We start from the raw sequence: 11,984 nt of genomic DNA on the forward strand, positions 1-11,984 counted from the left end.
AGCCCGTTGTTTACCGGCTTACCCGCCCCCCCCGTTCCTCCCCCTCCCCCCCCGCCCCGCCCGGGGCGCCCCGGCGCTTCTGCGTGTCCGGGCGGCGCGGTGGTGCCGTCGGCGCCGTGCTTCTCGGGCTTGTGGCCGAAGACCGTCGACCTTTATAGTCAACATGACTCTTAAGGAGGCGGGCGTGAGCCTCGCAGGCATGCTCGAACCGCTGCAGCAGCCGCTCTTCACGATCCTGGACACCCCGGTCAGCTGGACCGAGGTCCTGGGATTCGGCAGCGGGGCGCTCTGCGTCTGGCTCGTCGCCCGTCAGCACCTCGCGAACTGGCCCATCGGCATCGCCAACAACCTGTTCTTCGTCCTGCTCTTCACGCAGGCCGGGTTGTACGCGGACGTCGGCCTCCAGATCGTCTTCATCACCCTCGCCGTGTACGGCTGGTGGACCTGGACCCACGGGGGTGGACCAGGCTCCGACGTCCTCCCGGTGCGCCGCACCACGCGCACCGAATGGACGTGGCTGCTCACGGCGGGGGTGGTGGGGACCCTCGCCCTCACCCTGCTCCTCGACCGCGCCACCGACTCGACCGTCCCCTTCTGGGACGCCCTGACGACCGCGCTCTCCCTCATGGCGACCTACGGCCAGTGCCGCAAGCGCCTGGAGTCCTGGTGGCTGTGGATCGCCGCCGACGTGGTCTACGTACCGCTGTACGCGTACAAGGAGCTGTACCTGACCTCCCTGCTCTACGTCGGCTTCATGACGCTCTGCGTCCTCGGCCTGCGAGGCTGGACCAAGGACCTCGCCGCACGCCGCGCCCTCCGGATGGAGGCGGTGGCATGAGCCGCTACGGACACGGCCTGGTCCTCGGCAAGTTCTATCCGCCGCACGCCGGCCACCACCATCTCGTCGACACCGCCCTCGACCGCTGCGAGCGCCTCACCGTCCTCGTCTGCGCCTCCTCCGTGGAGAGCGTCTCCCTGGAGGACCGGGTCGCCTGGATGCGCGAGATCCACCCCGACGCCCTCGTCGTCGGAGCCGTCGACGACATCCCCGTCGACCTCCAGGACCCCGACGTCTGGGACGCCCACATGGCCGTCTTCCGGGCCGCCGTGCCCGAGCGCGTCGACGCCGTCTTCACCTCGGAGCCGTACGGGGAGGAGCTCGCCCGCCGCTTCGGCGCCGAGTCCGTCTGCGTCGACCCCGGGCGCCACCGCTTCCCCGTCTCCGGCACCGCCGTCCGCGCGGACCCCGCCGGCTGCTGGGACTTCCTGGAGGCGCCCGTGCGCTCCGCGCTCACCCGGCGCGTCGTCGTCCTCGGCGCCGAGTCCACCGGCACCACCACCATGGCCCTCGCCCTCGCCGACCACTACCGGCGGCGCGGCGGCGTCTGGGCCAGGACCCGGTACGTACCGGAGTACGGGCGCGAGTACAGCGAACTCAAACTCGCCGAACTCCGCGCCGAACGCCCCGGCGCCGCATGGGCCGACGTCGCCTTCCACTCCTCCGACTTCCCCGTCATCGCCCAGCGCCAGGCCGAACTGGAGGAGGAGGCGGCCCGCGACGGCTCGCCCGTCCTCTTCTGCGACACCGACGCCTTCGCCACCACCATCTGGCACGAGCGCTACATGGGCACCACCAGCCCCGCCACCGGCGAGATCGCCGCCCACGGACGCCAGCACCTCTGGCTGCTCACCGACCACCGGGGCGTCGACTTCGAGGACGACGGCCTCCGCGACGGGGAGCACCTGCGGCCCTGGATGACCGCCCGCTTCCTCACCCAGCTCGCCCACAGCGGCCGGCGCACGGCCGTCCTCACCGGCCCGCACGAGGAACGCCTCGCGGCCGCCGTCGCCGCCGTCGACGGGCTGCTCGCCGAGGGCTGGGACCTCGCCGACCCCTTGCCGGAGCGCCGATGAACGGCGACCGGGTGCCGGACGAGGCGCCGTTGCACGGCGACAGAGTGTCGGACGAGACGCCGTTGAACGGCGACAGGGTCCCGGGCGAAGCGCCGAAGGGCACGCCGGGGGCGGCTTCGGCAGGCAGGCCCGAGGGCTACGACCCGTACGCCTTCGAGCCGTTCGCCGTCACCGTCGACCTCGCCGTCCTCACCCTCCGCGAGGAGCGCCTCCACGTCCTGCTCGTCGAGCGCGGCCAGCAGCCGTACGCCGGACACTGGGCCCTCCCCGGCGGCTTCGTCCTGCCCCGCGAGTCCGCCGAGCGGGCCGCCCGCCGCGAACTCGCCGAGGAGACCGGGCTCTCCGACACCACCGTCGCCGGACTCCACCTCGAACAGCTCCGCACCTACAGCGAACCGGACCGCGACCCGAGGATGCGGGTCGTCTCCGTCGCGTTCGCAGCGCTCGTGCCCGACGCGCCCGAACCGCGCGGCGGCGGAGACGCGGCGCAGGCCCGGTGGATGCCGTACGGGACGCACGGGCCGCTCGCCTTCGACCACGACCGCATCCTCGCCGACGCCCACGAACGGGTCGGCGCCAAGCTGGAGTACACCTGCCTCGCGACCGCCTTCTGCCCGCCCGAGTTCACCCTCGGCGAGCTGCGGCAGGTCTACGAGACGGTCTGGGGCGTCGAGCTGGACCGCCCCAACTTCCGGCGCAAGGTCCTCGCCACGCCCGGCTTCGTCCAGGCCGTGGAAGGACCGCCGCGCCTCACCGGCGGACGGGGGAAACCGGCCGCTCTCTACCGGGCGGGCGAGGCCACCACCCTCCACCCGCCCCTCCTGCGACCGGAAGGACGATCCACGTGAACCCGACCCGCACCGCGACCAAGCAGGCCGCGACCGGCTCCCTGATCGGGCTGGCGCTCGGCGACGCGCTCGGCTTCCCGACCGAGTTCAAGGACGTTCCGTCGATCCTGGCCTCGTTCGGACCCTGGCGGCAGATGCCGCTGCCCGTCCGGAACGGCAAGGCGTACGTCACCGACGACACCCAGATGGCCCTCGCCTTCGCCCGGGGCATCCGCACCGCGACGGACCGCGGCGTGCTCGCCCCGCTGCGCCTCGCCAGGCCCGTACGGGACGAGTTCGTCGACTGGTACCACTCGCCCGAGAACAACCGCGCCCCCGGCAACACCTGCCTGCGCGCCTGCGCCCTCCTCGACGGCGACCGGCTCTGGCAGGACGCCAGCCAGCTCGGCTCCAAGGGCTGCGGCGCCAACATGCGGGTCACGCCCATCGGGCTCGTCCCCGGGCTGAGCGAGGAGCAGCGGGCCGGCGCCGCCCAGCTCCAGGCGGCCCTGACCCACGGTCACCCCACCGCGCTGGCCGCCTCCGACCTCACCGCCCGCGCCGTGTACCTCCTCGCCCAGGGCGTCGACCCGGCCGGACTCGTCGGACAGCTCCGCTCGTACGCGTACGACAACCGCTCCCGGTATCACGAGCACTGGCTCGGCGACCTCTGGACCCGCTCCCAGGACCCCTCCGCGCTCTCCTTCATCCGGCGCGGCTGGGACGAGTGCCTGGCCGTCCTTGAGCGCCTCGACGCCGTCCAGCGCACCGCCGACCCGGAGCTCGACCCCTGTACGTACACGGGAGACGGCTGGATCGCCGAAGAGGCCCTGGCGACCGGGCTCCTCAGCTTCCTCCTCTTCCCCGAGGAGCCCCTCACCGTGCTGCGCCGGGCCGCCTGCACCCGGGGCGACTCCGACTCGATCGCCGCCCTCGCGGGCGCCTTCGCCGGTGCCCACCTCGGCGCGGACGCCTGGCCCAAGGAGTGGGAGGAGCACGTCGAGTACCGGAGCGACCTCCTGACCTTCGGCGCGCTCTGGGACGCTTGACCGATGACGCTCTCCCTCGAGTCCGCCCTGGACGCCGACCTCGCCGCCGTCGTGGCCGAACAGCCCGACCCCCTGCTCTTCGCCACCGTCTCCGGCGCGCACCTGTACGGCTTCCCGTCCCGTGACTCGGACGTGGACCTGCGCGGCGCGCACCTGCTGCCGGTGGACGCGCTGGTCGGGCTGCGCGAGCCCGAGGAGACCCGCAGCCGGATGTGGGACCGGGACGGCGTGGAGATGGACCTGGTCACCCACGACCTGCGGAAGTTCGCCCGGCTGATGCTGCGCCGCAACGGCTACGTCCTGGAGCAGCTCACCTCCCCGCTGGTCGCGCACACCACGGAGACCCACGCGGAGCTGGTCTCGCTCGTGCCCGAGGTGCTCACCTCCCACCACGCGCACCACTACCGGGGCTTCGCCGGCACGCAGTGGCGGCTCTTCGAGCGCAGCGGCGAGCTCAAGCCGCTGCTCTACACCTACCGGGCGCTGCTCACCGGCATCCATCTGATGCGGGCGGGCGAGGTGCAGGCGCATCTGCCGACCCTGGTCGGGGAGGTCGCCGAGGCGCCCGCCCGGCTGCCCGACCTCGTCGCGGCGAAGGCGGCGGCGGAGCACGGTCTCGCGGGAGTGGCGGTCGAGGACGTACGGGCGGAGACGGAGGCCCTGCACGGGGTCCTGGACGAGGCACAGGCCGCGTCCGGGCTGCGGGAGGCGTCGGTGCGCGCCCACGACCTGCTCCACGATCTGGTCGTACGGGCTCGGTCGACGACCCCGTAGAACCTGCGGGGCCCTGGCCGGGCGGGGGAGGAGCGGGCCGGAGCGGACCCTGGGCCGGACCGGGGCCCTACAGCGCGTCCGGCACCGAGCGGCGGCGCGCGCGGATCAGGAAGTCCTGCACGCGCGCGTGGTCCGGCGTCGCCGGGAGCGGAGTCGCGTCCAGGGCGCGGTCGGCCTCTTCCTGGAGCCGGTTCATCCAGGACTCGACCTCGGGCCAGGTCACCTCGCCGCGCTTGACCGAGAGGAGGCGCTCGCGCTCCTCGCCGACGTCGATCCGCAGCTCGCCCGAGCGCAGCAGGTCCCGGCAGCTGGTCAGCAGCCGCAGCAGGTGCATGGCGTGCTTCCAGCGCGGGTGGCCGTACTGGCGCACGTCCGCGTCGAGCTTGCGGCGCTGCCCGCCCGCGTAACGGACGAAGGTCTGATGGGCCTGCCGGGAGAGGAAGGCGCCGCGCAGCGAGAGCAGTTCGCGGCCGAGGTCGTCGACGTACTCGACCACGGGGGAGTGGAGGCACTCCAGGACGTTCGGGTTGTTGCGCAGGGCCAGCTCGCAGAAGCGTTCCAGCTCCCAGCTGAACTGCTCCTCGCCCGGCCCCTCCACATGCGCGGGGGGCTTGTCGAAGTGCCAGAACAACGGCGTCGGGGCGAGGTACACGCCCCGGACGTCCGTGTCACTGCCCTCGGTCGCGAGACCGAAGGCGCGCGAGCCCATCACACAGGAGTAGATCGTGTGGTCGCGCACCAGCTCGTCCGGAGTCATGCCGGTCAGGCTACGTCAGGGCTCTGACAGGGCTCTGACAGGGCTCTTGCAGGGCTCCGTCAGGGGTATGTCAGGGCTATGCCAGGGTGATCGAGTCCCCCGAGACGGCGATCTGCTCGGCCGGCAGCGGACGCGTAGCAGGTCCCGTCACCACCGCTGCGTCGGTGATGCGGAACTTGGAGCCGTGGCAGGGACAGTCGATGGTGCCGTCCGCGACCTTGTTCACCAGACAGCCCTGATGGGTGCAGATCGCGGAGAACGCCTTGAACTCACCCGCCGTGGGCTGGGTGACGACCACCTTCTCCGCCTTGAAGACCGTGCCGCCGCCGACCGGGATGTCGGCGGTCCTGGCCAGGGCCTTGCCGCTGGGCGCGCCGGCGGAGGCGCTCGTCTCGGCGGGGGCGCTCGGGGTGGCCGGCGCGCTCGTGCCGGGGGTGGCCGACGCGCTCGTGCCCGCGGTGTCGGCCGGGGTGGCCGGGGCGCTGGTGCCCGTACCGCCGTCGCCCCCGTCGTCCGAGCCGCAGCCCGCCGTCAGGGCCGCGGCGGCGACCAGGACGGTACGGCGGCTCGTGGCGCGTGCAGTCAGGTTGGTGACGCGTGAAGTCATACGGCCACCTTGGCGCCGCCGGGGCCGCCGGGTCCCGCAACACGCCTACACCCGGGGCGTCAGCTCCCTCGCACGGCCGTCCGCGTCCCGCCGCACCTCCAGGACCGAGGTCACCGCGTCCCGCTCGATCGGCCCGTACACATGCGGGAAGAGCGTCCCTCCCGAGCCCTCCCAGCGGACCTCCCCGGCCAGCCGCTCCTCGTCGATCACCAGCACCAGGAGCGGGCCCGGCACGTCCCGGTAGCGGGCGTCGACGATCACGAGAGCCGCCGCCTCGTCCGGCGAGCAGTGGACGAAGCCCTCGGCGGCGAGGGACGCCGGGGCGTACGGGGCATCGGGGGCGGCGGACCAGTCGGCCAGCGGTACGACGTGCAGCAACATGCCGACAGTTCTACCCTGCGGATCCTCCGGGCCGGGCCCGTACCCCGAGTGGCGGAGCATCCCGGTTCGGGTGACATTGGGCCTGTTCCGAACCGGACGAAAGGCAGGACCATGGCGGGAAACGACCTCGGCAGTCTCCTCGGGAGTCTCCTCGGAGGCGCCGGCGGACAGAGCGGCGGCAGCGGTGCCGGCGGCATCCTCGGCTCCCTGATCGGCGCGCTCGCGGGCGGCCAGGGCGGGGGCGGCGCGGGAGGATCGGGCGGTGCGTCGAACCCGCTCGGCGGACTCCTCGAGATGCTCACCAAGTCGGGCCTCACCGACCAGACCCGGTCCTGGGTCGGCACCGGTGACAACCAGCCCGTCAGCGGCGCCCAGATCGCCGAGGCCCTCCCGGACGAGACCCTGCAGAAGGTCGCCCAGGACGCCGGCGTCAGCCCGCAGGAGGCCGCCGACCAGATCGCGCAGTCGCTGCCGCAGGCCGTCGACAAGCTGACGCCGACCGGCTCGATGCCCCAGGGCTCCCTCGAGGACATCATCCGCGAGCAGAAGCTCTGACCGGTTCGCACCGACCGGCTCGCTCTGACCGGTTCGCATCGAGCGGTTCCCCTCCGACCGGACCGTCCGATTCCCGGCCTCCCGGGGCGCCGAAGGCTCGCGCGGGCGCCCGTCCTCCGTCTCGGAGGGCGGGCGCCCCGGCACGCCCTCCCGCCCCTGACTAGGCTGAACGGAGCACTGACGCAGGCGAAGGAGCACGACGTGGCGGTACGAGCGGTCCGAGGAGCCGTCCAGCTGGAGCGGGACGAGGCCGGACACATGAGCGAGCAGGTCGAAGAGCTGCTCGCCGCCGTCCTCGAGCGCAACGGACTCGAAGCCGACGACCTCATCAGCATCTGGTTCACGGCCACCCCCGACCTCCACAGCGACTTCCCCGCCGCCGCGGCCCGCCGCATCGGCATCGTCGACGTCCCCCTGATCTGCGCGCAGGAACTCGACATCGAGGGCGCGATGCCGCGGGTCGTCCGGCTCCTCGCCCACGTCGAGACCGACCTCCCCAAGTCCCGGATCGCGCACGTCTACCTCGGCGCCGCGGCCGCTCTGCGCAAGGACATCGCCCAGTGAGAACAGCGCTCGTCATCGGCACCGGACTGATCGGCACCTCCGCCGCGATCGCCCTCGCGGGCCGGGGCGTCACCGTCCACCTGCGCGACCACGACCCGGCGCGCGCCAGCACGGCCGCCGCGCTCGGCGCCGGCACCGACGAGGCGCCCGAGGGGCCCGTCGACCTCGTCATCGTGGCCGTACCCCCGGCGCACGTGGCAGCCACCCTCGCCGAGGCCATGACCGCCGGGCTCGGACGCGGCTACCTCGACGTGGCGAGCGTCAAGGGCGGCCCCAAGCGGGAGCTGGAGGCCCTGGGCCTCGACCTCACCGCGTACATCGGTACGCACCCCATGTCCGGCAAGGAGCGCTCGGGCCCGCTCGCCGCGACCGCCGACCTCTTCGAGGGACGCCCCTGGGTCCTCACCCCGACCCGCGACACCGACACCGAGGTCCTCAACCTCGCCCTGGAACTCGTCGCGCTGTGCCGGGCCGTCCCCGTCGTCATGGACGCCGACGCCCACGACCGCGCGGTCGCCCTCGTCTCCCACACCCCGCAGCTGGTGTCGTCGATGGTCGCCGCGCGCCTCGAGGAGGCCGACGAGTCGGCCGTACGGCTCTGCGGACAGGGCATCCGCGACGTCACCCGGATCGCCGCCTCGGACCCGCGCATGTGGGTCGAGATCCTCTCCGCGAACCCCGGCCCCGTGGCCGACGTCCTCTCCGGCGTCGCCGCCGACCTCGACGAGACCGTGCGCGCGCTGCGCTCCCTGCAGTCCGCCGACGAGGACAAGCGCCGGGACGGCGCCTCGGGCGTCGAGGACGTGCTGCGCCGCGGCAACGCCGGCCGCTCCCGCGTCCCCGGCAAGCACGGCGCCGCGCCCACGGCGTACGAGACGGTCGCCGTCCTCATCAGCGACCAGCCGGGCGAGCTGGCCCGGATCTTCGCCGACGCCGGTCGGGCGGGGGTCAACATCGAGGACGTCCGCATCGAGCACGCGACGGGGCAGCAGGCGGGTCTGGTCCAGCTGATGGTGGAGCCTGCGGCGGCGCCGGGGCTGGCGGCGGCGCTCCAGGAACGAGGCTGGTCCCTCCGCACCACCTGACGCGCTCGGGCTGCGCCGCCGCCGCCCGGAGACCCGCGCCGGCCCGGAGACCCGCGCCACGCGGGCTGCGCCCGCGCCCTCCGCGCCCGCACTCGCCCCCGTGCGGCCCGCGCCCGCGCCGTGCGGGCTGCGCCGCCGTCGAGGTCCCGCGCCCGAGCCCTCGCCGCCCCCGTGCGGCGCGCCCGCACCCACCCCCGTGTGGGCCGCGCCCGCATCCGCCCCTGTGCGGGCTGCGCCCGCGCACTCGCTGCCTCCACCCACCCCTCCCCCGTGTGGGCATTCGTCCCGCTGGGGCGGGACGGGTGGGCACACGGGACGGCGCCCTCTGGCGGCGCCTCCGCCCCTTGTGCCTGAGCCCGCACCCGACTGTGCACCGCACCTGGGGTGCGGGTTCAGGCGCGGAAGCCTGGGCCCGGCAAAGGGCGCCGTTCCGTTGTGCCCACCCGTTCCGCCCCAGCGGAACGAATGCCCACAACGGAGGGGCGGTGGGGGCCCGTGTGGGTGGGGCCGGGTGGGGGTCGGGGACTCGGTAACCTTGTGGAGGTCCCCCGCATCTCCGCCGGGTCCAGACACTCACCCCAGGAAGGTGTTCCCACCGTGGAATCCGTGATCGTCGCCATCGACGGGCCCTCCGGCACGGGCAAGTCCAGCACCTCGAAGGCGGTCGCCGCCAAGCTGGGTCTGAGCTACCTCGACACCGGCGCCCAGTACCGGGCGATCACCTGGTGGATGATCAGCAACGGTGTGGACGTCCACGACGCCGAGGCCGTGGCCAACGCCGCCGCGAAGCCGGTCATCGTCTCCGGCACCGACCCGGCGCGGCCCACCATCACCGTCGACGGCGCCGACGCCGCCGGCCCCATCCGTACCGAAGAGGTCACCTCCAAGGTCAGCGCCGTCAGCGCCGTCCCCGAGGTGCGGAGCCTGATCACGGAGCTCCAGCGGTCCATCGCCCGCGGCGCCGAGCACGGCATCGTCGTCGAGGGCCGGGACATCGGCACCACCGTCCTGCCCGACGCCGACCTCAAGATCTTCCTCACCGCCTCGCCCGAGGCCCGTGCCGCCCGCCGTTCCGGCGAGCTCAAGGGCGTCGACGTACAGGCGACGAAGGAAGCCCTGGTCAAGCGGGACGCGGCCGACTCCAGCCGGAAGACCTCGCCGCTGGCCAAGGCCGACGACGCCGTCGAGGTCGACACCACCGAGCTCACCCTCGACCAGGTCATCGAGTGCGTCGTCACCCTGGTGGACGAGAAGAGGACGGCCGCCAAGTGACCGTGCCCTCCGAGAAGGGCGCCGCCGTCGGCCGACGCATCGGCATCGGACTGATGTACGGCTTCTGGAAGCCGCGCGTCCTCGGCGCCTGGAAGGTGCCGGCCTCCGGACCCGCCATCCTCGCCGTCAACCACGCGCACAACATCGACGGCCCCATGCTCATGGGCACCGCACCGCGCCCCGTGCACTTCCTCATCAAGAAGGAGGCGTTCGTCGGCCCGCTCGGCAGCTTCCTCGAGGGCATCGGGCAGCTCAAGGTGGACCGCCACAGCACCGACCGCACGGCGATAGGAAACGCCCTGGGCGTCCTGGAGCAGGGCGGAGTCCTCGGGATCTTCCCCGAGGGCACCAGGGGCGACGGTGACTTCGCGTCGCTCCGCTCGGGCCTGGCGTACTTCGCCGTCCGCAGCGGCGCGCCGATCGTCCCGGTGGCCGTCCTGGGAAGCACCGAGCGCCACGGACGGTTGGTCAAGGCACTGCCTCCGCTGCGCGGCCGTGTCGACGTCGTCTTCGGTGACGCCTTCGAGGCGGGTGACGGCTCCGGCCGCCGCACGCGCAAGGCGCTCGACGAGGCCACCGTACGAATCCAGGGGAAGCTCACCGACCACCTGGAAAACGCCAGGCGCCTCACCGGGCGCTGAGCGAGACTTTCAGTAGTGGGCCCCGCGGCCCGGGGACCCACCGACCACGAATGATCAAGGAACGGACTTCATGAACGACCAGCACGACCACGGGGCACTTGGCGACGCCGAGTACGCGGAGTTCATGGAGCTCGCCTCCGAAGAAGGCTTCGACGTCGAAGAGGTCGAGGGCGCGATCGAGGAGGCCGGCCACGGCCCCCTCCCCGTCCTCGCCGTCGTCGGCCGTCCGAACGTCGGCAAGTCGACCCTGGTGAACCGCATCATCGGCCGCCGTGAGGCCGTCGTCGAGGACAAGCCGGGCGTCACCCGCGACCGCGTCACCTACGAGGCCGAATGGGCCGGGCGCCGCTTCAAGGTCGTCGACACCGGCGGCTGGGAGCAGGACGTCCTCGGCATCGACGCCTCCGTCGCCGCCCAGGCCGAGTTCGCCATCGAGGCAGCCGACGCCTGTCTCTTCGTCGTGGACGCCACCGTCGGCGCCACCGACACCGACGAGGCCGTCGTCAAGCTGCTGCGCCGCGCCGGGAAGCCGGTCGTCCTCGCCGCCAACAAGGTCGACGGGCAGTCCGGCGAGGCCGACGCGGCCACGCTGTGGTCCCTGGGTCTCGGCGAGCCGTTCCCGGTCTCCTCGCTGCACGGCCGCGGCACCGGCGACCTCCTCGACGAGGTCCTGAAGAAGCTGCCCGAGGCCCCCGAGCAGCGCTTCGGCAACGTCGTCGGCGGCCCGCGCCGCATCGCCCTCATCGGCCGCCCGAACGTCGGCAAGTCCTCGCTGCTCAACAAGGTGGCGAACGAGGACCGCGTCGTCGTCAACGAGCTGGCCGGCACCACCCGCGACCCGGTCGACGAGCTGATCGAGCTCGGCGGCGTGACGTGGAAGTTCGTCGACACCGCCGGCATCCGCAAGAAGGTCCACCTCCAGGAGGGCGCGGACTACTACGCCTCCCTGCGGACGGCCGCGGCCGTCGAGAAGGCCGAGGTGGCCGTCATCCTGATCGACACCACCGACAACATCTCGGTCCAGGACCAGCGCATCATCACGATGGCGGTCGAGTCGGGCCGTGCCATCGTCATCGCCTACAACAAGTGGGACGAGCTCGACGAGGAGCGCCGCTACTACCTCGAGCGCGAGATCGAGACCGAGATGCAGCAGGTCTCCTGGGCGCCCCGGGTCAACGTCTCCGCCAAGACCGGCCGCCACATGGAGAAGCTGGTCCCGGCGATCGAGACCGCCCTCGCCGGCTGGGAGACCCGTGTCCCCACCGGCCGGCTCAACGCCTTCCTCGGTGAGATCGTCGCGGCCCACCCGCACCCGATCCGCGGCGGCAAGCAGCCCCGCATCCTCTTCGGCACGCAGGCGGGCACCAAGCCGCCCCGCTTCGTGCTCTTCGCCTCGGGCTTCCTCGAGGCCGGGTACCGCCGCTTCATCGAGCGCCGTCTCCGCGAGGAGTTCGGCTTCGAGGGCACCCCGATCCACATCTCGGTGCGTGTGCGCGAGAAGCGCGGCCGCAAGAAGTAGTCCGGCCGGACCGGCGACGGACCGGGGACACGGCGGAGG

The 11,984-nt window shown here is 73.0% G+C and carries 14 protein-coding genes; 11 read left to right on the forward strand and 3 right to left on the reverse strand.

Annotated elements, in window-relative coordinates:
- Positions 1-184 precede the first annotated feature (184 nt).
- The 5 genes from pnuC (at position 185) to ACFQ79_RS38330 (ending at position 4,564) form a co-directional block, all read left to right on the forward strand.
- Positions 185-838, forward strand: a complete 654-nt coding sequence (gene pnuC / locus ACFQ79_RS38310) for a nicotinamide riboside transporter PnuC (RefSeq protein ID WP_383592421.1) — start codon at positions 185-187, stop codon at positions 836-838.
- Positions 835-1,914 (forward strand): AAA family ATPase, encoded by a 1,080-nt coding sequence (locus ACFQ79_RS38315; protein ID WP_383592424.1) that lies wholly within the window; start codon positions 835-837, stop codon positions 1,912-1,914. Before pnuC ends, ACFQ79_RS38315 begins: the two co-directional genes overlap by 4 nt.
- A 62-nt stretch (positions 1,915-1,976) precedes the next feature.
- The gene (locus tag ACFQ79_RS38320) at positions 1,977-2,762 is read left to right on the forward strand and encodes an NUDIX domain-containing protein (protein WP_383592452.1); all 786 of its coding nucleotides are present in this window, start codon (positions 1,977-1,979) and stop codon (positions 2,760-2,762) included.
- The gene (locus tag ACFQ79_RS38325) at positions 2,759-3,790 is read left to right on the forward strand and encodes an ADP-ribosylglycohydrolase family protein (protein ID WP_383592427.1); all 1,032 of its coding nucleotides are present in this window, start codon (positions 2,759-2,761) and stop codon (positions 3,788-3,790) included. Before ACFQ79_RS38320 ends, ACFQ79_RS38325 begins: the two co-directional genes overlap by 4 nt.
- Positions 3,791-3,793: 3 nt before the next feature.
- The gene (locus tag ACFQ79_RS38330) at positions 3,794-4,564 is read left to right on the forward strand and encodes a DNA polymerase beta superfamily protein (RefSeq protein WP_383592429.1); all 771 of its coding nucleotides are present in this window, start codon (positions 3,794-3,796) and stop codon (positions 4,562-4,564) included.
- Positions 4,565-4,631: 67 nt separating this feature from the next.
- On the opposite strand, the gene ACFQ79_RS38335 is transcribed toward ACFQ79_RS38330, so the two are convergent.
- From ACFQ79_RS38335 to ACFQ79_RS38345, 3 genes are all read right to left on the reverse strand, one after another.
- A complete protein-coding gene (locus ACFQ79_RS38335) occupies positions 4,632-5,321 on the reverse strand; it encodes a DNA polymerase beta superfamily protein (RefSeq protein WP_383592432.1) in 690 nt (229 codons plus the stop codon).
- 76 nt (positions 5,322-5,397) lie between these two features.
- On the reverse strand, positions 5,398-5,907 hold the full coding sequence (locus ACFQ79_RS38340) for a Rieske 2Fe-2S domain-containing protein (protein WP_383592455.1): 510 nt from the start codon (positions 5,905-5,907) through the stop codon (positions 5,398-5,400).
- A gap of 66 nt (positions 5,908-5,973) precedes the next feature.
- Positions 5,974-6,309, reverse strand: a complete 336-nt coding sequence (locus ACFQ79_RS38345) for a DUF952 domain-containing protein (RefSeq protein WP_383592435.1) — start codon at positions 6,307-6,309, stop codon at positions 5,974-5,976.
- Positions 6,310-6,420: 111 nt separating this feature from the next.
- Between ACFQ79_RS38345 and ACFQ79_RS38350 the strand changes: the two genes are divergently transcribed.
- The 6 genes from ACFQ79_RS38350 (at position 6,421) to der (ending at position 11,945) form a co-directional block, all read left to right on the forward strand.
- Complete coding sequence (locus ACFQ79_RS38350; protein ID WP_383592438.1) at positions 6,421-6,864, forward strand: YidB family protein; 444 nt, start codon at positions 6,421-6,423, stop codon at positions 6,862-6,864.
- A 201-nt stretch (positions 6,865-7,065) separates the two neighbouring features.
- On the forward strand, positions 7,066-7,428 hold the full coding sequence (gene aroH, locus ACFQ79_RS38355; RefSeq protein ID WP_383592441.1) for a chorismate mutase: 363 nt from the start codon (positions 7,066-7,068) through the stop codon (positions 7,426-7,428).
- Positions 7,425-8,513: a prephenate dehydrogenase gene (locus tag ACFQ79_RS38360; RefSeq protein ID WP_383592444.1), complete on the forward strand. Its 1,089-nt coding sequence runs from the start codon at positions 7,425-7,427 to the stop codon at positions 8,511-8,513. Before aroH ends, ACFQ79_RS38360 begins: the two co-directional genes overlap by 4 nt.
- 465 nt (positions 8,514-8,978) lie before the next feature.
- Positions 8,979-9,785, forward strand: a complete 807-nt coding sequence (gene cmk / locus ACFQ79_RS38365; RefSeq protein WP_383592447.1) for a (d)CMP kinase — start codon at positions 8,979-8,981, stop codon at positions 9,783-9,785.
- 53 nt (positions 9,786-9,838) lie between these two features.
- On the forward strand, positions 9,839-10,426 hold the full coding sequence (locus ACFQ79_RS38370; RefSeq protein ID WP_383592458.1) for a lysophospholipid acyltransferase family protein: 588 nt from the start codon (positions 9,839-9,841) through the stop codon (positions 10,424-10,426).
- A 70-nt stretch (positions 10,427-10,496) separates the two neighbouring features.
- Positions 10,497-11,945: a ribosome biogenesis GTPase Der gene (gene der, locus ACFQ79_RS38375; RefSeq protein WP_383592449.1), complete on the forward strand. Its 1,449-nt coding sequence runs from the start codon at positions 10,497-10,499 to the stop codon at positions 11,943-11,945.
- Positions 11,946-11,984: the final 39 nt, after the last annotated feature.

This window comes from Streptomyces sp. NPDC056480, from assembly GCF_042795405.1.
Lineage (GTDB): Bacteria > Actinomycetota > Actinomycetes > Streptomycetales > Streptomycetaceae > Streptomyces.